Origin of the sequence: Longimicrobium sp., assembly GCF_048594345.1 — a bacterium.
GTDB lineage: Bacteria > Gemmatimonadota > Gemmatimonadetes > Longimicrobiales > Longimicrobiaceae > Longimicrobium.
In genome coordinates this window covers 1-23,210 of the sequence record NZ_JBMDXM010000280.1, presented here as the reverse complement: position 1 = coordinate 23,210, position 23,210 = coordinate 1, and the positions used below count along the sequence as shown (strand labels likewise).

Sequence of the window (23,210 nt, the reverse complement as noted above, 5' to 3'; positions counted from 1 at the left end):
GCAGCGCGCCCGCCGCGCCGTAGAGCATCCGGCGCGAGGGAGTGCGGCGGCGCGGCGGGGGGCCGGCCACCGTCGCGTCGTCGTACAGCAGCAGCGCGGGCGCGGCGGCCGCCGCCTCTACGGCATCGGCCGGCGCCCCGTACACCAGTGTGGCGTCGGATGCGGACGGTGCTTCGATCGCCGCCGGCGTGGCGGCCAACGACGGCGCGGCGGCTGGGGATGCGGCAAGGTCCGGTGGGCCGGCAGAGAGCGCCTCGTGGTCGTACGTCCACGAGCGCACCAGCGACAGGTCGCCCTCCGCCTCACGCTCCAGCACCAGCCCCACGATGCGTCCGCCGTCCTCGCGGGCAAAGTACGTGGCGCCGCCGCCTTCGCCGTGGTGCATGGCACCCAGCACTTCGTACACGCCGGCCGAGGCCTCGCGAACGGCGTCCAGCAGCTCCGCGGACGAGTTTCCCGGCACGCCAGCGTCCGGCACGACGCCGGACAGGTCGCGCCGGCACCTGGCGCAGAAGCGCGGCCACCCGTCCGCCGTCGTGCCGCACGCGGGGCAGGTGGTCTTGCCCACCGCCAGCGTGCCATCCAGGGCGTGCGCCACCTGCAGGTCAAACTGGTCGCCGTCGGGGGTGCGGTGCAGAAGCAGGAGGGCCAGGGCCCCGTCCGCGGCACCGGTCGCCAGGTAGGCGATCCACCCGGCGTCGCAGTCCAGCTCGCCCACCAGCTGGAACTCGCCTTCGGTGGCGGAACGGAGGGCGTCGTACAGCTCGGATCTCATGCGTGCAAATCCTGCCGGAGGGAATGAACGGAGAAGCATGATCAACCCGCCGGGCGGCGGACCGTTTTCGCGCAGTATATGCCGTTCCATTGCGGAACGGAAGAATTTACATCGGCCTGCCCCAACCCCTACAGGAACCGGCTTTACGCGGAATCAACCAAGTCAGCCGGGCTTTTGGGGTGCCGCATCCTTTGTCCTCAGATCACCTGCCATGGTGAGCGAAGGATGGCGGTCGCACGCCGCGCATCGACGGAAACCGTCGTGAGCTCACCACGCGCACCACCATGTCCCCGCACATCCACGGTGGCGGGACACACCACGCGTCCCTGGAACCGTCGGAAACGGCAGCCGGATGGAAGAGCGGCAGGGGGCCATGAGAATTTTTTTCAGGAACCCCACTGTCTCCATGGAGCGCCCTGCAACCCACCATTCCGGCTCCACCTGATGCGCAATCCCGTGAACCGTCCATGCACACGACGGGCAGCGTTTACGGACCGGCGCTGTCGCGCTCCGACACTTTGCAAGATCGCGCATCAGGTGTGCGTGACGGCTGGGTTCCGGTGCGCTTCCGGCAGGCCTCGCCGCGGGCGGATGATGCAGATGAGCATGAGGGGGATCCTCAAAAAAATTCTCATGGCTCCCTGCCGCGCTTCCTCTTTTGTACCAACCCCTCGGCTTCGCCTGCAGCAGGCATCCGCCCAACGCCCGCTGAACAGCCTCCGAGCACCATCACATGACTCCGCTCACCTGTGATCAGGCCGACGAAGTGCTCTTCTTTCGAGAAGGATGCGGATCGTTGGATTCGCTCCGGTGCGCACTGGAACCCGTCGATCGCACCCCCTGACGCGCGATCCGGAAAACCCTCTGCCTGCTCCACGATCGGGGGACCGGCACGCCCCCGGAGGCGAGTCCGGCTCCGGATGCGGAGTTCAGCCAGCGAGCGAGCGTACCTCCCGCAGTGACCAGGCGCCGGCGCGCCACTCCAGCACCGCGCGCAGCGGGAGCGGCTGCTCCACCGTGCGACCCGTGCCGTCCGTGTACGCCAGCGTAAGGGTGAACAGCAGCTCGGCGCGGGTGCCGTCCACGGATGCCGGCGCCTCGGCGACGAAGCCGGCGCGGACCCCGCCGCCGCAGTTCTGCCGGAAAAAGCGCTCCCAGCGCAGCACCTCGGCTTCGGTGATCCCGGGATACGCCCGGCTGACGCGGCTGGTCTGGCACGACCCCACCGCCTGCGCGTACTGGCGCACCGCCGCTTCCACGCCAGCCGCCGTGGGCGCCGCGGGCGGCTCTACGCGCGCCGGCTCCGCCTCCTCCGCGGTGCTCACCGCCGTCTCCACCACGGGCCGGATGGTTTCCGGCGCCTTCGTCCGCTCCGCCGCTTGGGTCGAGACGGTGGAGACGGTGGAGACGGTGGATCCGCCGCCGGCCGGGGGCGTGCCGGTCTCCACCGGCGCTCCGACCGTCGCGGTGTCCGCGGGGGCACCGGCATCCACCACCGGGCCCGGCACCATGGTCGTCTGCCCCACGTCGGTGGATTCGGCCAGCGGCGGGTCGCCGACGAAAAGGACCAGCGCGATCACCAGCGCCACGCCGATCCCCGCCACCGCGGCGGCGCCGGCGATCCTGCGCCCGTTGACGCGGGCGCGTGCCCGGGAGGGCGCCGAAGGCGGATCCCACAGCGGCGGCGGTACAACCGTGGACGCGTCCGGCGCCATCGAGGGGACGGGGACGGCGGAGACGACCGGCTCCGGGATGACAACGGGCGACGACGTTTCCGCGGCCTCCGCGTCCGCCGTCCACGAAACCGCCAGCGACAGCTCGCCGTCCGCCTCTTCGCGCAGCGTGAGCCCCACGATGTGGTCCGTGGCATGTTCGCGGGCAAAGTAGAGGGCGCCGCCGCCCTCCGCGTGGGGCATGGCCCCCACCACCTGGAACACGCCGTCCGCCGCGTCGCGCACCTCCTGCAGCAGCTCGGCGGCGGATTCGCCGGCGACGGCGGCGTTGGCCTGCATCCCCGACAGGTCCGCCCCGCACCCGGCGCACCAGCGCGGCCACCCCGCCTCGCCGGCCCCGCACGCCGCGCAGGCGGTGCGGCCCACGGGAAGCCCGCCCTCCACCGCGTGGATCACCTCCAGCTCGAACTCGCCCCCCTCCTCCGCCTCCTGCAGCAGCAGCAGCGCCAGCCCGCTTCCTTCCACCGCGCGCCCCAGGAACACGGCCCACGCGTCCCCGGCGCCCAGCTCGGCGACCAGGTCGAACTCGTCACGGGTGGCCTCGCGAACGGCGTCGTAAAGCTGGGATCTCACTGCGACAACCCTGGGGCGGAGGTGGCGGCGGAGGGGCGGGGAAGACGGAAAACACCTGACGGGAACAGTATAGGGCGCGCGTCCGCGTCGCGGAAGGCTTTCGGCGCGGGCGCGGCAGGAAACGCATGGCGGGCCGCGGCATCGTTTCGCTTGACGCTACCCGTCCACGCGTGTATCCTGGGGGCGTAGCAGTTCCCTTTGATTGTCCGGTTCCGGTCTTGTGTGGTTTCCGGCGTTCGCCGGTTCGTTTCATATCTCTCCGGATGGTATCGATGTTCACGATTCGCACCGCCCTTCCCGGCGCCTCCCGCCGGCGTACGCCGTTCCGCCCGCTCCCCTTTCTCCTCCTGCTGGCTTCGCTCGGCCCGCTTTCCGCGGTGCAGCCCGCGCGCGCGCAGACCGGCCGCGCGCAGATCACCGTGCTGGAGTACGAGGGCTCCGCCTGCCGGGCGCACGCCGCGCGGTCGGGGCGCAGCAGCAAGGGGTGGTACTGCTTTCGCGGCGTGGTGCGCCACCCCGCGGGCGTGGCCGAGGTGCTGGTGCAGGGCGAGCCGGCGGCGCTGCGCACGGACGAGACCGGCGCCACGCACTTTACCGCGCTCCCCGCCATGCGCGACGAGGGCGGCGACATCGCGGTGGTGGTGCGCGCCTCCAACGGCGAGCTTTCCGAGGGCGGGTACCGGCTCACGCCGGCCGCGCCCAACCCCGCGTATCCCGACCTGCAGCAGTTCTCGCTGACCAACCTGCGCCCCCGCCTGCTGGGCGCGGGCGACGACCGCTACGTGCCGCCTCCCCTGCCCAGCGGCGTGGCCGTCAGCGCGCCTCCCACCGCCGCGCAGGCCGCCGCCGCCCAGGGCAGGCCGCCGGCCGCCGTCGCCGCGGCGCCGGGAACGGGCGCGCCGGCGGGCGTGGTGGCGGACTCCGCCGGTGCCGCCGTCGTCGTGGCCGCCGCGGCGGCGGTCATCGAGGACCCGGCCAGCCGCTACATCCAGATCCAGGAGCCGCGCGAGTGGTCGGGGGTGGGCACGCGGGGGATCACCGTCCCCGGGCGCCGCTCCGTGCGGGTGATCGGGTACGCCTCGCACCCCGAGGGGGTGGAGTCGGTGCTGGTGGACGGGCGCAGCGCCGCCATCCGCCAGGAGAACGGCGGGTCGTACCGCTTCGTGGGCTACGTCCCGGCCGACTCGATGAGCCGCGAGGTGGTGGTGATGGTGCGCGGCCGTACGGGGAACCCCGTCATCGGCCGCTACCAGCTGAACGCCACCCCCGCCGCGCAGAGCTTCGCCAGCCGCGAGGAGCCGTGGAGCGCCGAGGCCGGCTTTCGCGGCAAGCGCTGGGCGGTGGTGGTGGGGATCAGCGCGTACCAGGACACCGCCATCAAGGCGCTGCAGTACGCGGATGACGACGCCCGCGCCATCTACGACTTTCTGCGCTCCCCCGCGGCCGGCGGCGGCGGCTTTGACGAGGCCAACATCAAGCTGCTGCTGAACGAGCAGGCCACCTACGCCGAGGTGCGTGCCGCCCTGTACTCGTACCTGCGCCAGGCCACAGACGAGGACCAGGTCTTCATCTACTTTGCCGGGCACGGCGCGCCGGACCCGGCGCGGCTCAGCGACCTGTACCTGCTCACCTACGACACCCGCGCCGACCAGGTGCCGGCCACCGGCTTTCCCATGCGCGACGTGGACCGGGCCGTGGGCGAGCTGTACGCGCGCCACGTGGTGCTGATCACCGACGCCTGCCACAGCGGCGGCATCACCACGCAGTTCGCCTCGCGCGGCGGGGAGAACAACATCAACGACATCTTCCTGCAGCAGCTAAGCTCCACCACCGGCGGCCTGGCCGTGTTCACCGCCAGCGGCGCCTCGCAGCTGTCGCTGGAGGACGCAAAGTGGGGCGGCGGCCACGGCGTGTTCACGCACTACCTGCTCGAGGCGCTGCGCGGCGCGGCGGACGACGACGGCGACGAGATCGTCACCCTGAGCGAGATGATGCACTACACGGTGGAGCGGGTGCGGCGCGAGACGCAGAACTCGCAGATCCCCTCCATCGGCGACCGCACGTACGACCAGTTCCTGCCCATGAGCATCGTGCTGAACCCGCAGGAGCTGGCGGCGCACCAGGCCACGGCGCAGGCGGCCCCGGTGGCCGTGGCGCAGGCCGCGGCGGCCACGGCGGCACCCGGCGGGGGCAGGCTTGCCCCCGCGCTGGCCGACTCGCTGGCCCGCGCCCGCGAGGCGGTGACGCTGTTCCCCTCCAGCGCGCAGTACCGCAGCCGCCTGGCCCGCGTGCTGCTGCGCGCCGAGCTGCGCGACGAGGCGCTGCAGGCGTTTCACGAGGCGGTGCGGCTGGACGGCGGGAGCGCGGAGTTCCGCGCCGACCTGGCCATCGCCCTGCGCGACGGCGGCGACGCCGAGGGGTCGCTCCCGCACTTTGCCGAGGCGCTGCGGCTGGAGCCGCAGAACGGGCACTACCACCACGAGTACGGCGGCGCGCTGCTGGCGCTGGAGCGGGTCGAGGATGCGCTGGGGGCGTACCGCCGCGCCGTGCGCCTGGACGCGGGAAGCCCCGCCTACCACGCCTCCATGGGCGAGGCGCTGCGCCGCTCCGGACGCACGCGCGACGCCGTGGCCGCGCTGCGCACCGCCGTGCAGCTGGACGGCGAGAGCCCCGTGTACCATCGCGAGCTGGCCGTCTCGCTGCTGAACGACGGGCAGCTTGCCGAGGCCGTGCAGGAGATGCAGGGCGCCATCCGCGCCGACTCGGCGAACGCCGCCTACCACGTGGACCTTGCGGGGATGCTCCGCTCCCTGGGCGACGCCGGCGCCGCGCGCGCCGCCATGGGCCGGGCCGTGCGGCTGGACTCGGCGAACGCCGAGCACCGCAGCGTGCTGGCCGAGATGCTGGACGGGTCGGGGATGCAGTACGAGGCGATCCTGGAGATGCGGGCGGCGGTGCGGCTGGACTCGGCCAGCGCGCGCTACCGCTTTCAGTACGGCACCCTGCTCAGCCGCTCCAACCAGGGCGACAACGCGCTGGCCGAGCTGCGGGCCGCGGTGCGGCTGGCGCCGGAGGAAGCGGCCTACCGCAACGGGCTGGGGCTGGCGCTGCGCGCCGCGAACCGCCCCGCCGACGCGCTGGCGGAGCTCATCCAGGCCACCCGGCTGGAGCCGTCGACCGCCAAGTTCCAGTTCGACCTGGCCATGCTCTACACCGAGGCCGGGCAGCACGGCGACGCGCTGGCGGCGCTGGAGCAGGCTTCGCGGCTGGAGCCGGAGAACCGCGAGTACACCACGGCGCTGCGCGAGGCGCGCCGCCGGGTGCCCCGCTGACCCGCCCGCGATCATGGGAACGCAGATCATGAAGAAAGCCTTGCTGGGGGCGCTGCTGCTGGCCGCCGGGCTGGCGCGGCCGGCCGCGGGTCAGCTGATCCCCGACGCCGCCGACGGCTACGTGGTGGTGCTGGAGCCGCGCCAGTGGACGGGCGAGGGCAGCCGCGGCATCGTCCGCGGGCGCGCGGTGCGGGTGGAGGGGCGGGCGTTCCACGCGTCGGGGATCCGGCAGGTGTCCATCAACGGCGCCCCGGTCACCCTGCGGCACGACGCCAGCGGCGCTACCCGCTTCAGCGGCCGGCTGTCCGCGGCCGAGCTGGAGCGGGACGTGGAGATCGTGGCCTATCCGCGCGAGGGCGAGCCCATCGCCCGCATCCACAGCCCCGACGGCGGCGTGCGCTACGGCGCGCTGTCGGAGGTGAAGCCGGCGGTGGTCCCGCTGGCCGCGGCGGAGGTGTCTGCGGCGCTGCGGGTGTCGCTGCAGGCGCTGCCGGAGGACGCGCGCCGGACGGTGGCGGCGTCGTTCGCGGGGGCGTCGGGGCTGGTGGAGGCGGCGCCGGGGTCGCAGGCGCACCTGTCGGTAGCCGGCGGCGGCGCCCAGTGGGTGGTGCTGGGGCGCGACGGCTCCGTGCGCCACCGCGTGGAGGCCCCGTCGCCGGCGGACGGCGCGGCGGCGCTGCGGTACGTGCTGGAGCAGGAGCGCGGCGCCCTGCAGCTTGAGGCGCTCGCGGCGCCGCGCGAGACCTTCGCGCTGGAGCTGGCGGTGCCGGGCGGGCAGGCGCGCTTCCGGGCGGGGGAGTGGATCCAGTTCCAGACGCGCGTGGGCCGGCAGGGGTATTTTACCCTGGTGGACCTGGGGACGGACGGCACCATAAGCGTGCTGTACCCGCTGGACGGCGAGTCTCCGCAGCTGTCCCCGGACCGGCTGGTCACCATCCCCGACCCGGAGATCCGCGAGCCGCTGGAGGCGGCCGAGCCGTTTGGCCGGGGCGCGGTGCGCGCCTTTGTCACCCCGCGCCCGCTGGAGATCGCCACCGACGCCGGCGGCGGCATTCCCGCCGAGGCGGTGCTCCGCGCCCTGCGCGCCGCCACCACCGACCCCGCCACCGGCCGCACGCTTCCCTGGGCCACCGCGCTCCTGGAATACCACATCGTCCCGTAGCGCGCGATTGGGGGATCACCAGACGTGAATGGCGGATGACGCGGAGCCGGCTTGCTCCGCGTCATCCGAGTGTTTGAGGGTTGGGCACGGAAAAGATAGGGTCTCACACGGAGTCAACGGAGTCAACGGAGTTTTCTCGTGCCGTATCCTCAGGGCTCGCGGTGTGAGACAAAAGAATGGGCCTCACACAGAGTTAACAGAGTTACCAGAGTAGAGTTAGCAGAGTTTTCTCGTGCTGGTTCCTCTGATCTCGCGGTGCGAAGCCGTATTCCCAGGTGTCGGTCGCGGGTGTGGGATGCCGACGAGGCACACTCTTTTGTAGAGGTGTCGGGAACGGGAAGTCGATGGAATGCGGCAGGGGGCCATGAGAATTTTTTTGATAGGGACGTGGATCGGTGGATGATATCCGGAGCGCACCGGATCACGTCGATCGCACCACCTGAAGCGCGATCTTTAGAACCGTCCATCCACGCCAAGAGCCTTCCGCCGCGCGCCCGGGGCGATAGATTGTCCCCCGAAGCCGCTCCGGTTCTCCCGTCACACCCCTCCCGAATTCAATCCATGTCCTGCAAGACGCTCGCACTTGCCCTTGCCGCGTTGACGGCCGCCCCGCTCGCCGCGCAGCAGTCCATCAGCGTGGGGGAAACGGTCGAGGCCACGCTCGACGAGAACGATCCGCAGACGGAGAACGGCGCCTACTACGAAGCCTTCACCATTCGCGGCCGTCCCGGCGAGAGGGTGCTGGTGCGGATGCGCTCGGACGATTTCGACACCTACCTGTACGGGGGGCGCGGGCGCGGCGGCGACTGGGAAGAGGAAGCATCGAACGACGACCATGGGGTGAACACCGACTCGCGCCTGGTGGTGCGGCTGAACGATTCCGGCGAGTACCAGCTGCGCGCCGCGGGCTTTGATGAGGACGAGGTGGGCCCGTTTGCGCTGGACCTCACCGCGCTGAGCGACCAGGTGAACGCCGGCCGCCTGCGCGTGGGCCAGACGGTGCAGGGCGAGCTTTCCGAAGGCGACTACGAGGGCGAGAACGGCCTGGAGGACCACTACGTCATCCAGGGCACGCCCGGCGCGCAGATCACGGTGTACGCCGAGTCCGATGACTTTGACACGTACCTGGAGTTTGGCACCTGGGCCGGCGGCGCGCTGGAGATCACCGCCGAGGATGACGATGGCGCGGAAGGGAACGATTCCGAAATGCTGGCGGAGTTCGGCGAGCACGGCGAGCATCACGTGGTCATCCGCTCCTACTCCGGCGACCTCGTCGGCGCCTACACCCTGCGCGTGGTAGAAGGCGCCGTGCAGGACGAGTGGGACGACGAAGATGACGAGGAGTGGGTGGACGAGGATGCGGACGATGAGGATTCGGACCAGAATGCGGAGGACTTCTCGGGGACCGGCTCGTACATCGTCCCGGTACGCGTGGGAGAGCGGATGAGCGAAGAGCTGGGTCCTGGCGACGGGGCCAACAGCGACGGCATCTACTATCAACAGTTCACGTACCGCGCCCGCGCCGGCGAGCGCCTGAACATCCGCGTCGAATCGGAGGAGTTCGATGCGTTCGTCAGTATCGGCATGGGGGTGTTCGAGCAGTTCCAGACGCTGGCCGCGGACGACGATGGCGGCGGGGACCTGAACGCCGAGCTTGCGTACACGGTGCCGCGCGACGGCGACTACGTGATCCAGGTTTCCTCCGCCGTGGCCGGCCAGGCGGGCGCGTACGCGTTGCTTGTTCGCTCCGAGCCCTGACGCATACGGATCGGCGAAATCCACACCGGCCTGTCGCCACGGCCGCCCGGTTGAGCGAAGGCACGCGCGGGGCTATATTGTCCGCGTTGGGGCTGGTAGCTCAGCTGGTAGAGCACTCGGCTTTTAACCGAATGGTCGTGGGTTCGAGTCCCACCCGGCCCATCCAGAGATCCCCAGGCCGTCGCTGACGCGGCGGCCTGGGGATTTTTAGTGCGCAAAAGCGCACCTGCTCTCACTGGGGCACGCTGTCATCCTGAAAGGATGTTGAGAAACCTCAGTTCTTCGTACGAAGCGCACAGTCATCCTGAGGGAGCGCCACGCGGAACCTTCAGGAACACAAGAGCTTACACGCGACCGAAGGACCTTCTCTCCGCCACCGGGAGGCCAGATGCGGGGCATGAAGCCAGCCTCACGCTGCCGGCAAGGTCCTTCGGTCGGCGCCAAGGGGTTGTGTATGAGCAGGTTATGAAGCGGCGCCTCCCTCAGAGTGTGTTTAAGAATCGACCAAGGGCTTGATTTCCTGAGGGAGGCGCCGCTCCGAACCTGCTGCCACAAAGACACTTAGCGCCGACCGAAGGATCTTGCTGGCAGCACCCGGGAGCTGGACCTGTGCCGCCAGGCCTGCCTCGCGATCGCCGAGACGAGATCCTTCGGTCGCGCGCAAGCGGTTGAGTGGATTCAAGTTGAGGAGGCGCGCTCCCTCAGGAAATCGATCTTCGGGTTATCTGAAAGGTCAAATTCTTAAACACACTCTCAGGATGACTGGCATGATTCGAAGTTTCTCAACACCCTCTGAGCCTGAGGGAGCGCATGCCTGTAACGCTCATAACCGCATACCTTTGTGCGCGACCGAAGGATCTTTGTCGGGTCGCGCGAGGCCCAGCCCTCGGGAGCCGTCCAAGCCGCTCGTCGAGCGAACGGGGAACTGCGGTTGGCGCCAACCCGTTGCGCGAAATCGATTTGCGTAGCGGCACCCTCCTTCCAGGAAGTCACCTTGTAGATGTAGACTAGAACGGGGTGCTTGACTGCATACCAACTGGTCGGTATCATCATCCTCATGAGCAGCATCAACCGACTCCGGCAGCCGGACGTCACCCGGCAAAAGATTCTGGACGCCGCATTCGCCGAGTTCTACCGGCACGGCTTTCAGGGCGGCAGCCTGAACCGCATCGTGGAGAACGCGGGCGTCACCAAGGGCGCCCTCTTCCACCACTTCGCGGGCAAGCAGGAGCTTGGCTACGCCGTGGTGGACGAGGTCATCGAGCCGCTGCTGATGCGGCGCTGGCTGGGCGGCCTGCGGGGCTCCGCCGATCCCATCGCGGTCATGCAGGACGCGTTTCGCCGGTTCGCGGGCGAGGACATCGAGAGCGGCCACTACGTCGACGGATGCCCGCTCAACAACCTGGCGCAGGAGATGTCGCCGCTGGACGAGGGCTTCCGCGGCCGCATCGACGCGCTGTACGACCGGTGGCGCACCACGTTTGCCGCCGCGCTGCGGGAGGGGATGGAGACGGGTGCCGTGCGCCCCGGGACGTCGCCGGAGGGCGCGGCCGCGCTGCTGGTGGCGTCGCAGATGGGGATCTGGGGCACGGGCAAAAGCTCGCGGGATGCAGGGCTCATGCGGCAGGCGAGCGAGGCGGTGTGCGGCTACCTGGAAGGGCTCAGGCCGGCACAGGATTCAACCCACGGGAGACGAGGATGAACGAGCTGACGCTGGAACGAAAGATCCCCGCGGCGCGCGACCGCGTGTTCGCCGCCTGGACGCAGCCGGAGCTGCTGCGCCGCTGGTCCGCGCCCAGGGGGATGACCGTCGAGGACGGCGCCAACGACCTCCGCGTGGGCGGCGATTGGCGGGTGATGATGGCCGCGCCCGACGGAACCCGCTTCGAGGCGTTCGGCACCTACCGCGAGATCGCGGCGCCGGAGCGGCTGGCGTACACGCACGCCTGGCGCGGCGGCGAGGGGAGCACCCCGGAAACCGTGCTGACCCTTGAGCTTACCCCCGAGGCGGACGGCACGCGGCTGGTGCTGAGGCAGGCCGGCTTTGCATCCCCCGAAAGCCGTGACGGCCACCGCGAGGGATGGTCCAGCGCCCTCGACAACCTGCAGACGCTCTTTCCCGCGTCCAGCGCTTCCTCCGGCGCCGCGGAGCAGCCGGCGGCGCGCACCGCCGGGCGCTTTGTGTGGTACGACCTGCTGACCACGGACGCCGAGGCGGCCAAGGCGTTCTACACGGCCGCCGTCGGCTGGACGGTGCAGCCGTTCGGCGACGAGGTGGGCGGGTACGCGGTGTGGCTGGCGGGCGATACGCAGATCGGCGGGGTGATGCAGTATCCGCCCGCGCCGCCGCACTGGATGGCCCACATCGCCGTCGACGACGTGGACGCGGCCGCGAGCCGGGCTGAAGGGCTGGGCGGGCGCATCCAGTCGCCGCCGGCGGACATCTCCAACGTGGGCCGCTTCGCCATCATCGCCGATCCGCAGGGCGCCTCCTTCTCGCTCTTTCGCCCCAGCGGCCAGGCGGCGGTTCCGGATTGGCAGACGCTGGGCGCCGTCGGCTGGCGCGAGCTGCAGACGACGAACTATGACCGCGCATGGGCGTTCTACGCCGAACTGTTCGGATGGAAGGAGGAGACCACGTACGACATGGGCGAGTCGGGCACGTACCACACCTTCCGCCACGCAGATGATTCCGGCGACGCGCAGTTGGGCGGGATGTCCGACGCGGCGGGGCGTGAGGGCAAGCCGCCGCACTGGCTTTTCTACGTGAACGTGGATTCGATGGATGGCGCGCTGGCCCGCATCCGCGAGCACGGCGGCCAGGTGGAGGCGGGGCCGATGCCGGTCCCGGGCGGCGGACAGTCGGCCCACTGCCTGGATCCGCAGGGCGCCCGCTTCGCCATCTTCTCGCTGGAGTAGAGCGGCCGTACCGGACGGAAACGCGGCGGGGCAGCGGAAGATCATCTTCCGCTGCCCCGCGTCGCATCCTCCACCGTCGAATCCCCGCCGGTCAGCCGATCTCGTCGATCGCCCCCAGCACGTCGATGGGCGCGACGATCCCCAGCAGCATCCCGTTCTCCACCACCAGCGCGCGCTTCAGCCGCTCTCGCACGAACCGGCTGACCAGCGTTTTCACCGGCTCGTCCGGCGACACCGTGGGCCCCACGGGCGACATCACGTCGCGCACCCGCAGCGTGTCCAGCGGCGACTGCGCGCCATCCAATTCCGTCGCTCGGGCCGTCCCCTTGCCGTCCGCGCCGTTGCAAGCGGGCCACTCGCCCAGCGTGAGGCGGGCGACGTCCACCTCGGAGGCGACGCCCAGGAGGTTGCCCGTGGGGCCCAGCACCGGCGCCGCGCGTACGCCACTTTCGAGCAGCGTGTGCGCCAGCTCGCGCACCGTCATCTCGGGAACCACCGTCACCATCTGGATGCGCATCACGTCGCGGACGGTGGTACCCTGAATGGCGCGTGCGGCTGATGCTCTGGTCATCGCTGCTGCTGCAATCGAAAGAATCGCGGGTTTGTACGCGCCATCACTCCGGCCGCGTGGAGAATCGAATCTACCCGCGCGCCGCTCGGGGCGGGGAAGGGACCGCCCCGAACCCTCTGTCGGGTGAATCCCCATTTCGCCACCGACGCGTTTCGGTGGAGCGTCGGAAGGGATTGCCCGCCCCGCCACCCAGGGCGGGTAAACCCGCGGCTCGAACGGCCATAAGCCCCGCCCTGGGCTCGCGGAACTCGCCCGGCGGGGCTTCAACGGCTCGCGTCGGCCGCCCGCCGCGCCCGACGCCATCGCGATGGAGGTTGGCGATTCAATCAGGCCTCTCACGCCAAACGGGCAGTCCCTTCCCAGGCTCGCCGCTTCGTCCCCTCTCCCCGGTCCGGCGTCATCCCAGCCGGGCCGGGATCCTCCGCCAGACGGCGATCACGCCCCCGATGGCGATACCCCGGACTGGCTACGGTTGCGGACGTCCGCCTCGGCGAAGCGCGCTTCAGCAGCGCGAGGCCGGATAGCGATGGGTCAGCTCGATGTACCGTTTCCCGGGTCCACTGCGGAGGACCGCGAATCCGATGTTGTATTCGCCGGCGGGGGCAACGACCCGGATCGATTCAAGGCCGGGGGCGTTTTCGGGTCCGTGCTGGCTCCAGAAGGCCGTCTGGTTCTCGGTGTAGAGGAACTGCAGGCAGTACGTGGTCTCCGGCGCGAGGGAGAACCGTCTGATCAGACGCTCCCCATCCACGGCCAGCCAAGCCGCGTTGAGGCAAGCCACGGGAATTCCGCGGGTCCATCCGTTCCGGCCAAAGTTGCCGACAGCCCTGGTTTCGTGCTGGCAGGCAGCAGGCATGTAACGCTCGTACCGGTAGTAGATCCACTGGCCGTCCGTGCGCAGCCAATCGGAAAGTGTACGGATCGGCGAGCCCGGAGCCGGCAGCTGATCGGCGCGGATCGGAGGCATTCGGACCAGCGACTCGGGCGAACGCCATTCACGAATCGCGAGAACGACCAGGAAGATCAGCACGGCCGTGAGTCCCGCCAGCGCCAGGAACACCCGGTGGGAAGGCCGGCCCTGGGGCGCTCCCGCGACGAGTGCAGGAGGATCTGCCTCCTTGGCAACCGGCTCGTCGACTACCCGCTCCTCCGCCTCTTCCTGAACCATTGGTTGAGGACGCAACGCCTGCGCGGCGGCTTCTCGCCACTGTTCTCCAGCGGACCAGCCCGGACTTTTGCGGATCCCGGTTTCCGCGACCTCCAGCACCCGTGGCCAATTACCCTCGCTCGCCGCTGAGCGGCACACCTCGTCGCAAACCTCCCGGAACGCCTCTTCAAGCTTTGCGCGGGTCCGCTCGACCCACCGGACAAAGGTTTCGGAGCTCCCGCGCTGGTTGAAATTCTCCAGAAAAGGCCCGCGGTACAGGTCGATCGCTGCGGTGCGCGAGGCCGGGTCGTCCGTCGCGGACAGCAGCCGCAGCGCATCCACCTCCACCAGCTCGCGGCTGAGGGCGATCTTGCGGGTGCGGGGCGGGATCACTTCCGGACCGAATACAGCGCGCAGCTCCGACAGCGCGGTGTCGATCGAACCCGAAGCACCCGAGCTCCACACAAACCGGGTGAGCTGATCGCGCCGATACTCTCCCGCGTCCATGAGCAGGTAGGCCAATAGCGCCAGGTGCTTGCTGTTGGTGAAGATGTGCGGCTTTCCGTTCACCAGCAGCTCGGCGGGTGCGCCGAGGACGGCTAGGAAATGGTGTGGCCTAATCGAATCGATGGACGTCCATGAGGTTGTCATGAAGGACATATGAGGCTGGGTGATGTAAGGTGCCTCCGGGGCCAACAAATGTAGCCGTGCCGATGAGACTCACAATGCACGGACACGCCCCGATTCCGTTGCCGCCTGCATCCCGCGGCGGCAGCCCTCACCCGGACCTCGGAGGGATTCTCATGCGCTTCACACCCCTGCTGCTCCGCTCGCCCGCTCGGACGCCTTTACGCGGCGGCGGCACCCTTCATCGGAAGAAGTCCATTCTCCTGGCGCTCGCGCTGGTGGCCACGTCCGGGTGCCGGGATTCCGGGAACCCGGCAGGCCCCGCCTCTGCCACGGGCACGGTTACGCGTGCGCTGACGGCGCCCGCCAAGTGCGGCCAGATGCTGCCCGGTGAGGGACTGCGCCCCGACCAGTGGGTCCGCTCGTGCAACGGCGAGGCAATGCTGGTCCTGCAGACGGACGGGAACGTGGTGGAGTACGACGGAGCGGGCGCGTTGTGGGTGGCACCCAACACCCTGGGCCGTGGAACGACGATCTTCCAGATGCAGCACGACGGCAACCTGGTGGCGTACAACGGTGCGCTGCAGCCGCTGTGGGCGTCCAACACGGCGGGCAATCCTGGCGCATGGCTGGCCATTCAGGATGACTGCGCACTGGTCATCTACCGCGGCCCCTACCCCTATGGAAATGGCATACTCTGGGAGATGCCCAGGCGCTGCCGGCCCGTCGCGGTTACTCCGGTGGTGGGACCGTTCAGTCTTCAGTGCACGTGGGCGACGTTCCCCACCTGGGATTTCTGCCAGCACAAGACAGGTTTTCACCGTGCAGGAGGTGGCGTGGCGGGCGCCGATGACACGTACGCCTGGGACGCCAACCAGGCGAACGGGGCCGATGCGGGCAAGCCGGTGTATGCCACCGCGCCCGGCCGGGTGGTGAACTACGGCGGCAGCGTCGCGCCCGGTGGTGGATCGGGGGCGGTCCTCATCGAGCATAACTCCGGCGGGCGGATCTGGTGGAGTGGATATCTGCACCTGACCGGCATCCAGGTGACCGTGAACCAGTCGGTGACCGCGGGCACCCACATCGGCTACGTCGGCAGCGTGGGCGCCACGACACCGCACCTGCATTACGTGATGTACAACGGCTCCAACACATGGGGCGGCCTGCGCTCGTACAACGGCCAGTTCACCGTTAGAAACTGAGCGGGCGTAACCAAGCATTCTCGAGCGTAGACGCAGAAGCCGCTTCCCGGCTGTCCCGGGAAGCGGCTTCCGGGCGTCGGCGCCCGGTGGATCAGCTCGCGATCTTGCCGGCGAACTCGACCAGGCGGCGGGCCTGGTGGCGGATGGCGGCCTGTGATTCCTCGCTCAGCGGGCCGCCGGTGGCGGATACGCTGGTGCCGTACGGGTTGCCGCCGGCGGCGTAGATCACGGGATCGGTGTAGCCGGGGGCCACGATGATGGCGCCCCAATGGATCATGGTCGTGTACAGGCCGATGAGCGTGGTCTCCTGCCCGCCGTGCGCGTTCTGCGCGCTGGTCATGGCGCTCACCGCCTTGTTGGCCAGCTTGCCCTCGGCCCACAGCGGCCCCAGCGTGTCGATAAAGGCGCGCAGCTGGCTGGCCGAAACGCCGTAGCGCGTGGGCGCGCTGAACAGGTAGGCGTTGGCCCACTCCATGTCGGCGTGGGTCACCTCGGGTACGTCGGCGGTCAGCTCGGCCTGGGCGCGCCAGGCGTCCTGCCCGTTCACCACCCCCGCGGGCGCCGTCTCGGGCACCTTGAGCAGACGTACCTCGGCGCCGGCGGTCTGCGCGGCTTCGACGGCCACCTGCGCCATGCGGTGATTGGTTCCGTAGGTGCTGTAGTAGATGACGGCGAGACGGACGTTGCTCATGATCTTCACTCCGGACCGGGCCTGGATGGCTGCCGCGGGATGTCGGCAACCGGTTGATTGCGAATCCCACGCGGCCGTCGCACGTGTCGTACCGAAAATCGTCGCAACGGCAAAATCTCACGATCGTTCGGCCGCGCCGGCGGGGCGTATGCAGGGCGTGTGGGGAAATTCCCGTCAGGAATGATTTCGATCTCCCTACGCAGGAAACCCGCGCCGGCGCTATCATCCGTCAGGCGATGAACACAACCGGGAGACAAGACGATGTCAGCCAAGATCCGCATCCTGCTGGCCGATGACCACCCCGTGCTTCGCAGCGGCCTGGAGGCATTGCTGGGGCTGGAGGACGACGTGCAGGTGGTCGGTCACGCCTCCACGGGCGAAGAGGCCGTGGACAAGGCCCGCCTGCTGCGTCCCGACGTGGTGGTGATGGACCTGGCGATGCCGGTGATGGACGGGCTGGAGGCGACCAGGCGCATCATCGCGCTGGAACTGGGCACTCGGGTGCTGGTGCTCACCTCGCAGACGGAGGAGGACTTTCTGCTCCCCGTGCTGGAGGCCGGCGCCAGCGGCTTTGTCCGCAAGACCAGCGCGGACACCGACCTGCTTACGGCCATCCGCACGGTGGCGGCCGGCGAAGTCTTCCTGTATCCCAGCGCCACGCGCGTGCTGCTGAAGCAGTACAAGCAGTCGCGCGAGCCGCACGAGGCCGGCCCGCTGGAAAAGCTGAGCGAGCGCGAGCGCGAGGTGCTCACCCTGACCGCGGAGGGCTACAGCAGCGCCGAGATCGGCAAGAAGCTCTTTCTCTCGCCCAAGACGGTGGATACCTACCGCGCGCGGATGATGCAGAAGCTTGGCCTTACGCATCGCGCCGAGCTGGTGCACCTGGCGTTACAGACAGGGATGCTCAAGCCGGCCTGATCCGGCGGGAAAAGCCCCACGCGGAGGCGCGGAGGGCGCGGAGGTGCGGAGAAAACCTCCGCGTCTCCGCGCCTTTGTCGTTCGTTCCCATCCACACCGGCACCCTTTCCAGCGCGAATCGATTCGCTCCTGCAGGCGGACGGCACGCTACCGGGTCGGATTCTCGCCGGACATCATTCGGCCGCGCGGACGCAGGCGACACATTTCGGGATCGAAATCCGTATCATCCAGCCATGCAGCGCCTGCCTTCTTGTGCCGCGGCGGAAGCAGTGGTTAGGCTGCTGGCCGTGCGGGTACGATCGTCCCACCACCGGTCCCGATGAAATCCTCCACCGGAAGCGCCCGGCTCCGCCGCATGAAGGCGGAAAACCGCCACAGGGCGGCGGGACGCCGCCAGAAGCGCGGGGAAAAGGTGCGCCTGTGGCGGAAGGCGGCGGGTGGGGCCATCGTGCTGATGCTCACCATGCTGGTCCTTTATCTCATGGGGTCAGCACGGTCCGCGCGTCCGATTCCGGCGCGTGGAGAGCTCGAGCGGATCGAGGGCACCGTCGCGGGGATGCGGATACGCCGCGGGGATGGTGGCGGCTGCCGGTACCTGACCGTCCGCATCGACATTGGTCAGCACGGTACGCGGCCGTGGAGCCTCCGGGCAGGGAACGACGTGGTCTGCGAGGCGCTCAAGGGAGTGGATCCACTTCCTCGAGGCGCCCCCGTCACCGTTCTCCTGGAATGGACCTCCCACGGGTGGGTGGTCTGGGAGATGACCAGCGGGGGCAGACGGCTGGTCGCCTACGAGCAGATGCGGGCGCGCCGCGAGCACCAGCAGCGCGTCGCCGGGTGGGGGCAGATCATCGTCTACGTCCTTTGCGTCCCGTTCCTCCTGATCGTCGTTGTCTACGTCTGCATGGAACTCTTCCACCAGCTGGCCCGCCTGGTAGACCGGGGATGATGCGCCACGGCGGAGCCCCACGCGAACGCGCCGTCCAGCCAGGGCTCAGGGACGTCCGCCGGCTGCGAGGGCCGGCGGCGGGCGCCGCCTTTCTCCTCTGCCTGCTGCTGGTGACCTGGTGGCTCGCGGGACAGGAGGTGGTGGGCCCGCCGCCCCGCCGCCAGGACCTCACCCGCGTGGACGGCACGGTCGAGCGGATGCGGATCCGGGACAACGACCGGAACTGCCTGGCCCTGTCCGTCCGCGTGCAAACGGAGTACGGGGTGATCCGGGCGGTGAATACCACGCTCTGCCGCGCGCTCCGGGGGATCGAGCCGCTTGCCGAAGGAGCTCCCGTGACGCTTCTGGTGGAGCCGACAGGTAGCTCGAACGTGATCTGGGAGATGACCAGCGGCGACCTGCGTCTGATCCGTTACGAGCGGATGCGCGCTACCCGCCAGCGCGAGCGGCGCAACCACCACGCGATGTGGCCCGTGGTGGCGCTCTTGTGCCTGCCTTTCGCCTCGTTCATCGCCTTCTGGCTCTGGGAGGAGCTGCAGGAGCTGGTCAGGAGGCGAAAATGAGCGTTCTGGAGGAAGAGGCACGCCGCCGCGCGCGAGTGGAAGACATCGCCCGCTGGCGTTCGCTGGCGGGGGGCGCCGTCTGCATCCTGTCGCTGCTGGCGGCCGGCTACGTGATCGCGGGGGTCCCGGTCACAGGCCCGCTGCCGCTTCGCGAAGAGCTGGTCCGCACCGATGGTACCGCGAGAAGATGCGGGTCGGCAGAACCGACCACGGCTGCTATCAGCTATCGGTCCGTATCGAAACCGGCGGCGAGCGAATCCACGGTGTGAACGACCTGCTCTGCGACGAGTTGAAGGGAGTTCCGCCACTCGTGCCCGGCACCGTGGTTTCGGTCCTGGTCGAGCCAACCCCCGAGTGGTACGTGGTCTGGGAGATGAGGAGCGGGGGCTGGCTGCTGATCGACTACGAGCAGATGCGGGCGGCCCGGGAGGACCGCAAGCGCGCCTACAAGGCGCTGGCCGCCTTCGTCTTCGTTTTCTGCCTTCCGTTCCTTTCCGTCATCGGCGTTTACCTGTGGAAGGAACTCTACCGGCTCATCGGCGGCGATGACCGGCCATGACGCGTCTGGTCCGAATCTGCCCGAAGCGGAATGCCGGGGGCGGTTGATGCGCGGAGCGGGCGGATGGTAGGTTGCGCGGCATCGTTCCGATCATCCGCACGACCCTGATGGCATGACCGACCCGCAGATCCCGATGCACGCCGACGCCTCCGCGCACGAAGCCGCGCTCGTGCGGCTGCTGCAGGTGGTGGCCGTGGCCGCCAACGAGGCCGACAGCGTTCACGGCGCGCTGCAGACCTGCCTGGACGCCGTCTGCCGGCACGCCGGCTGGCGGCTGGGGCACGCCTGGCTGCGGGAGAGCGACGGGACCATGGCCTCCAGCCGCGTCTGGCACCCGGCAGATCCGCGGACGTTTCCGCGCTTCCGCGCGGCGACGGAGGGGATGCGCTTGGGGGCAGGCGAGGGGCTGGCGGGGCGGGTGATGCGGACGGACGAGCCGGCGTGGGTGCAGAACGTGGCGCTGGACCCCGGCTTTGTCCGCACGGTGGGGGTGGAAGAGGGGATCCGCGCGGCGGTGGCGTTCCCCGTGCGCGTGGGGCGCCAGGTGGCGGGGGTGCTGGAGTTCTTTTCCGACCGCGCGCTGGACCCCGACCCCGCGCTGCTGCGGGTGATGGACAACGTGGGCACGCAGGTGGGCCGCGTAATCGAGCGCCAGCGGGCGGCCGAGGCGCTGCGCGAGTCCGAGGCCAGGTTCGCCGGCATCATCTCCATCTCCAGCGACTCCATCGTCTCGGTGGATGAGGACCAGACCATCGTCTTCTACAACCAGGGCGCCGAGCAGACCTTTGGCTACACGGCGGAAGAGGCGATCGGCCAGCCGCTGGAGATTCTGATCCCCGAGCCGTACCGCGCAGGCCACGCGGCGCAGGTCCGCGGCTTTGGCGACTCGCCCGTCGTCGCGCGGCGGATGGGGGAGCGGGGGCAGATCTCCGGCCGCCGCAAGAACGGCGAGGTGTTCCCCGCCGACGCGTCCATCTCCAAGCTGGAGATCGGCGGCCGGCGCATCTACACCGCCGTGCTGCGCGACGTGACGGAGCGCTTTCGCGCGGAAGAGGCGCTGGCGCAGCAGGCGGAGGAATTGGCGCGCTCCAACGCCGAGCTGGAGCAGTTCGCGTACGTCGCCAGCCACGACCTGCAGGAGCCGCTGCGGATGGTGGCCAGCTACACGCAATTGCTGGCGCGGCGCTACGGCGGCCAGCTGGACGACGACGCGCACGAGTTCATCGGCTACGCGGTGGACGGCGTGCGGCGCATGCAGTCGCTGATCAGCGACCTGTTGGCCTACTCGCGCGTGGGCGCCCGCGGCGTCCTGCCGGATCCCGTGGACCTGAACGTCGTGTTCGCGCGGACGGTGGACGTGCTGCGGGCGTCGCTGGACGAAGCGGGCGCGGAGGTCACCCGCGACCCGCTGCCCACGGTGATGGCCGACCCGGTGCAGATGGGGCAGGTGCTGCAGAACCTGGTGGGGAACGCCGTCAAGTTCCGCGGCCAGGCGCCGCCGCGCGTGCACGTGGGCGTGCGCCGCGACGGGGCGGAGTGGGTGTTCTCCGTGCGTGACAACGGGATCGGCATCGCGCCGGAGTATGCGCAGCGCATCTTCGTCATCTTTCAGCGCCTGCACACCCGCGCCGAGTACGAGGGCACGGGGATCGGCCTGGCCATCTGCAAGAAGATCGTGGAGCGCCACGGCGGCCGCATCTGGGTAGAGTCCGCGGAGGGCCAGGGAGCGACCTTCTTCTTTACCCTTCCCGCGGGAGACGGGGCCGAATGACGAGCGGACGTGCGGCATCGCAGCCCATCGAGGTGCTGCTGGTGGAAGACAACCCGGGCGACGTGCGCCTTACCCGCGAGGCGCTGCGCGATGGCAAGGTGCACAACAACCTGTCGGTGGCGCCGGACGGCGTGGAGGCACTCGCCTTTCTGCGCCGCGAGGGCAGGTACGCGGACGCGCCGCGGCCGGACGTCATCCTGCTGGACCTGAACCTCCCCAGAAAGGACGGGCGCGAGGTGCTGGAAGAGGTCAAGGCGGATCCGTCGCTGCGCAACATCCCCGTCGTCATCCTTACCAGCAGCGAGGCGGAGCGCGACATCGCCCAGGCGTACGCGCTGCACGCCAACTGCTACATCACCAAGCCGGTGGACCTGGACCAGTTTATCCACGTGGTGCGGTCCATCGAGGACTTCTGGTTCACCATCGTCAAGCTGCCCCCGGAGCCGCGCCCGTGACGGACGCGCCGGTCCGCATCCTCCTGGTCGAAGACAACCCCGGCGACGCGCGGCTGCTGGGTTTTACGCTGCAGGAGGCGCAGTCGCTGCGCTTCGAGCTCGCCCACGCGGCGCGTCTTTCCGAGGCGATGGAGCGGGTGGCGGAGGGGCCGGCGGACGTGGTGCTGCTGGACCTTTCGCTCCCCGACGCGCACGGGATGGAGACGGTGACGCGGATGCTGCACGCCGCGCCCGACGTGCCGATCATCGTGCTGACGGGGCTGGCGGACGAGACGGTGGCGGTGCACGCGGTGCAGGCGGGGGCGCAGGACTACCTGGTCAAGGGCTCGGTGGATGGGGGAACGCTGGCGCGCGCCATCCGCTACGCCATGGAGCGCAAGCGGCTGGAAACGGAGCGCGCCGGGCTGCTGCGCAACGAGCGCGAGGCCCGCGCCGCCGCCGAGGCCGCGGTCAACGCGCGCGACGAGGTGCTGCGCGTCGTGGCGCACGACATCGGCAACTCGCTCAGCGCGGTCAAGATCCACACGATGGTGCTGGAGCGCACCCTTCCGGCCGGCGAGGGGCAGGCGGAAGCGCGCAAGCGTACGGAGGCCATCCGCCACCTGACGCAGCAGATGGACCGGCTGCGCCAGGACCTGCTGGACGTGGCCGCCATCGAGGCCGGCCGGCTCTCGTTCGAGCCGCACGAAACGGCGCTGGCGGAGGTGGTGGACGACGTATTGGCGACGGTGGCGGGGATGGCGGGGGAAAAGTCGCTGGTGGTGGAATCATCCGTGCCCGCGGAACTCCCCGCGGTCTGGGCGGACCGGGAGCGGCTGCACCAGGTGCTCTCCAACCTGGTGGGCAACGCGGTGAAGTTCACGACGGAGGGGCACATCCGCGTCAGCGCGGTGCGGGACGGCGACGAGGTGCGCGTGGCGGTGGAGGACACCGGGCCGGGGATCCCGGCGGAGCACCTGGAGCACGTGTTCGACCGCTTCTGGCAGGCGCGCAGCACGCGCCGCGCGGGGGCGGGCCTGGGACTGGCCATCGCGCGCGGCGTGGTGGAGGCGCACGGCGGGCGGATCGCGGCGCGAAGCGAGGTGGGGCGGGGGACGACGTTCGAGTTTACGCTGCCGGTGGCGTAGGGAGGTGAAGGGGTGAACGGGTGAACGGGTGAACGGGTGAACGGGTGAACGGGTGATGGGGTGATGGAGTGTTGGCGCCGCCCGCGTCTGCGACGCGGGGGCCCTCTCCCCCGACCGGCCTTTCGCTCGTTCCTCGCGACGGCGGTCGACCCCTCCCCCAAACTGCGGGGGAGGGGTTGTTCGTACAGACAATTGCTGAGGAAGCACCACCCCTCCCCCGGGGTTGGGGCCAGAGGTGGGGAGAGATGGAGTGATGCCGCCGTCCGCGTCTGCGACGCGGGGGCCCTCTCCCCCGACCGGCCTTCGCTCGTTCCTCGCGACGGCGGTCGACCCCTCCCCCAAACTGCGGGGGAGGGGTTGTTCGTACAGACAATTGCT

General features: G+C 69.8%; 18 protein-coding genes, 1 tRNA gene and 1 pseudogene. 15 read left to right on the top strand and 5 right to left on the bottom strand.

Going from position 1 to position 23,210, the window contains the following annotated elements; translation table 11 throughout:
- Positions 1 to 775: pseudogene (locus tag ACOJUJ_RS29275) on the bottom strand (hypothetical protein); the annotation flags it as partial.
- Between the two features lie 929 nt (positions 776 to 1,704).
- Positions 1,705 to 3,081 (bottom strand): hypothetical protein, encoded by a 1,377-nt coding sequence (locus tag ACOJUJ_RS29270; RefSeq protein WP_420130471.1) that lies wholly within the window; start codon positions 3,079 to 3,081, stop codon positions 1,705 to 1,707.
- Positions 3,082 to 3,353: 272 nt separating this feature from the next.
- On the opposite strand from ACOJUJ_RS29270, the gene ACOJUJ_RS29265 reads away from it, so the two are divergent.
- The 6 genes from ACOJUJ_RS29265 to ACOJUJ_RS29240 all read left to right on the top strand — a co-directional run bounded on the left by ACOJUJ_RS29265 (position 3,354) and on the right by ACOJUJ_RS29240 (position 12,252).
- Complete coding sequence (locus ACOJUJ_RS29265; RefSeq protein ID WP_420130470.1) at positions 3,354 to 6,413, top strand: tetratricopeptide repeat protein; 3,060 nt, start codon at positions 3,354 to 3,356, stop codon at positions 6,411 to 6,413.
- Positions 6,414 to 6,441: 28 nt separating this feature from the next.
- A complete protein-coding gene (locus ACOJUJ_RS29260) occupies positions 6,442 to 7,575 on the top strand; it encodes a DUF4384 domain-containing protein (RefSeq protein WP_420130469.1) in 1,134 nt (377 codons plus the stop codon).
- A 561-nt stretch (positions 7,576 to 8,136) separates the two neighbouring features.
- Positions 8,137 to 9,333 (top strand): hypothetical protein, encoded by a 1,197-nt coding sequence (locus ACOJUJ_RS29255; RefSeq protein WP_420130468.1) that lies wholly within the window; start codon positions 8,137 to 8,139, stop codon positions 9,331 to 9,333.
- An 89-nt stretch (positions 9,334 to 9,422) separates the two neighbouring features.
- Positions 9,423 to 9,495 (top strand) — tRNA-Lys (locus ACOJUJ_RS29250).
- Between the two features lie 895 nt (positions 9,496 to 10,390).
- Positions 10,391 to 11,035 (top strand): TetR/AcrR family transcriptional regulator, encoded by a 645-nt coding sequence (locus tag ACOJUJ_RS29245; RefSeq protein WP_420130467.1) that lies wholly within the window; start codon positions 10,391 to 10,393, stop codon positions 11,033 to 11,035.
- Complete coding sequence (locus ACOJUJ_RS29240) at positions 11,032 to 12,252, top strand: SRPBCC domain-containing protein (RefSeq protein WP_420130466.1); 1,221 nt, start codon at positions 11,032 to 11,034, stop codon at positions 12,250 to 12,252. The genes ACOJUJ_RS29245 and ACOJUJ_RS29240 overlap by 4 nt, the downstream gene beginning before the upstream one ends.
- A gap of 91 nt (positions 12,253 to 12,343) precedes the next feature.
- Here the strand turns inward: ACOJUJ_RS29240 and ACOJUJ_RS29235 are convergent, their stop codons facing one another.
- Positions 12,344 to 12,823 carry an HPP family protein gene (locus ACOJUJ_RS29235; protein ID WP_420130465.1) on the bottom strand — a complete coding sequence of 160 codons (480 nt, stop codon included), beginning with the start codon at positions 12,821 to 12,823 and terminating at the stop codon, positions 12,344 to 12,346.
- Positions 12,824 to 13,325: 502 nt separating this feature from the next.
- Positions 13,326 to 14,540 carry an AfsR/SARP family transcriptional regulator gene (locus ACOJUJ_RS29230; protein ID WP_420130464.1) on the bottom strand — a complete coding sequence of 405 codons (1,215 nt, stop codon included), beginning with the start codon at positions 14,538 to 14,540 and terminating at the stop codon, positions 13,326 to 13,328.
- 233 nt (positions 14,541 to 14,773) lie between these two features.
- Between ACOJUJ_RS29230 and ACOJUJ_RS29225 the strand changes: the two genes are divergently transcribed.
- Positions 14,774 to 15,799, top strand: a complete 1,026-nt coding sequence (locus ACOJUJ_RS29225; protein ID WP_420130463.1) for a peptidoglycan DD-metalloendopeptidase family protein — start codon at positions 14,774 to 14,776, stop codon at positions 15,797 to 15,799.
- 91 nt (positions 15,800 to 15,890) lie between these two features.
- Here ACOJUJ_RS29225 and wrbA read toward each other — a convergent pair whose 3' ends face one another.
- Positions 15,891 to 16,490 (bottom strand): NAD(P)H:quinone oxidoreductase, encoded by a 600-nt coding sequence (gene wrbA / locus ACOJUJ_RS29220; RefSeq protein WP_420130462.1) that lies wholly within the window; start codon positions 16,488 to 16,490, stop codon positions 15,891 to 15,893.
- Positions 16,491 to 16,751: 261 nt separating this feature from the next.
- Between wrbA and ACOJUJ_RS29215 the strand changes: the two genes are divergently transcribed.
- The 8 genes from ACOJUJ_RS29215 to ACOJUJ_RS29180 all read left to right on the top strand — a co-directional run bounded on the left by ACOJUJ_RS29215 (position 16,752) and on the right by ACOJUJ_RS29180 (position 22,832).
- Positions 16,752 to 17,408, top strand: a complete 657-nt coding sequence (locus tag ACOJUJ_RS29215; protein ID WP_420130461.1) for a response regulator — start codon at positions 16,752 to 16,754, stop codon at positions 17,406 to 17,408.
- Positions 17,409 to 17,763: 355 nt separating this feature from the next.
- Positions 17,764 to 18,357: a hypothetical protein gene (locus ACOJUJ_RS29210; protein WP_420130460.1), complete on the top strand. Its 594-nt coding sequence runs from the start codon at positions 17,764 to 17,766 to the stop codon at positions 18,355 to 18,357.
- Positions 18,354 to 18,920, top strand: a complete 567-nt coding sequence (locus ACOJUJ_RS29205; RefSeq protein ID WP_420130459.1) for a hypothetical protein — start codon at positions 18,354 to 18,356, stop codon at positions 18,918 to 18,920. The genes ACOJUJ_RS29210 and ACOJUJ_RS29205 overlap by 4 nt, the downstream gene beginning before the upstream one ends.
- A complete protein-coding gene (locus ACOJUJ_RS29200; RefSeq protein ID WP_420130458.1) occupies positions 18,917 to 19,189 on the top strand; it encodes a hypothetical protein in 273 nt (90 codons plus the stop codon). Before ACOJUJ_RS29205 ends, ACOJUJ_RS29200 begins: the two co-directional genes overlap by 4 nt.
- The gene (locus ACOJUJ_RS29195; RefSeq protein WP_420130457.1) at positions 19,186 to 19,479 is read left to right on the top strand and encodes a hypothetical protein; all 294 of its coding nucleotides are present in this window, start codon (positions 19,186 to 19,188) and stop codon (positions 19,477 to 19,479) included. Before ACOJUJ_RS29200 ends, ACOJUJ_RS29195 begins: the two co-directional genes overlap by 4 nt.
- Before the next feature lie 133 nt (positions 19,480 to 19,612).
- Complete coding sequence (locus ACOJUJ_RS29190) at positions 19,613 to 21,250, top strand: sensor histidine kinase (protein WP_420130456.1); 1,638 nt, start codon at positions 19,613 to 19,615, stop codon at positions 21,248 to 21,250.
- Positions 21,247 to 21,705 (top strand): response regulator, encoded by a 459-nt coding sequence (locus tag ACOJUJ_RS29185; protein WP_420130455.1) that lies wholly within the window; start codon positions 21,247 to 21,249, stop codon positions 21,703 to 21,705. The genes ACOJUJ_RS29190 and ACOJUJ_RS29185 overlap by 4 nt, the downstream gene beginning before the upstream one ends.
- Complete coding sequence (locus ACOJUJ_RS29180; protein WP_420130454.1) at positions 21,702 to 22,832, top strand: ATP-binding protein; 1,131 nt, start codon at positions 21,702 to 21,704, stop codon at positions 22,830 to 22,832. Before ACOJUJ_RS29185 ends, ACOJUJ_RS29180 begins: the two co-directional genes overlap by 4 nt.
- The last annotated feature ends 378 nt before the right edge of the window (positions 22,833 to 23,210 follow it).

Excerpts from the sequence above, each read along its gene's own strand:
- ACOJUJ_RS29225 (WP_420130463.1), top strand. The coding sequence starts at position 14,774 with ATGCGCTTCACACCCCTGCTGCTCCGCTCGCCCGCTCGGACGCCTTTA.
- ACOJUJ_RS29260 (WP_420130469.1), top strand. The coding sequence starts at position 6,442 with ATGAAGAAAGCCTTGCTGGGGGCGCTGCTGCTGGCCGCCGGGCTGGCG.
- ACOJUJ_RS29190 (WP_420130456.1), top strand. The coding sequence starts at position 19,613 with ATGCACGCCGACGCCTCCGCGCACGAAGCCGCGCTCGTGCGGCTGCTG.
- ACOJUJ_RS29255 (WP_420130468.1), top strand. The coding sequence starts at position 8,137 with ATGTCCTGCAAGACGCTCGCACTTGCCCTTGCCGCGTTGACGGCCGCC.
- ACOJUJ_RS29235 (WP_420130465.1), bottom strand. The coding sequence starts at position 12,823 with ATGACCAGAGCATCAGCCGCACGCGCCATTCAGGGTACCACCGTCCGC.
- ACOJUJ_RS29200 (WP_420130458.1), top strand. The coding sequence starts at position 18,917 with ATGAGCGTTCTGGAGGAAGAGGCACGCCGCCGCGCGCGAGTGGAAGAC.
- wrbA (WP_420130462.1), bottom strand. The coding sequence starts at position 16,490 with ATGAGCAACGTCCGTCTCGCCGTCATCTACTACAGCACCTACGGAACC.
- ACOJUJ_RS29215 (WP_420130461.1), top strand. The coding sequence starts at position 16,752 with ATGTCAGCCAAGATCCGCATCCTGCTGGCCGATGACCACCCCGTGCTT.
- ACOJUJ_RS29205 (WP_420130459.1), top strand. The coding sequence starts at position 18,354 with ATGATGCGCCACGGCGGAGCCCCACGCGAACGCGCCGTCCAGCCAGGG.
- ACOJUJ_RS29185 (WP_420130455.1), top strand. The coding sequence starts at position 21,247 with ATGACGAGCGGACGTGCGGCATCGCAGCCCATCGAGGTGCTGCTGGTG.
- ACOJUJ_RS29210 (WP_420130460.1), top strand. The coding sequence starts at position 17,764 with ATGAAGGCGGAAAACCGCCACAGGGCGGCGGGACGCCGCCAGAAGCGC.
- ACOJUJ_RS29265 (WP_420130470.1), top strand. The coding sequence starts at position 3,354 with ATGTTCACGATTCGCACCGCCCTTCCCGGCGCCTCCCGCCGGCGTACG.
- ACOJUJ_RS29245 (WP_420130467.1), top strand. The coding sequence starts at position 10,391 with ATGAGCAGCATCAACCGACTCCGGCAGCCGGACGTCACCCGGCAAAAG.
- ACOJUJ_RS29240 (WP_420130466.1), top strand. The coding sequence starts at position 11,032 with ATGAACGAGCTGACGCTGGAACGAAAGATCCCCGCGGCGCGCGACCGC.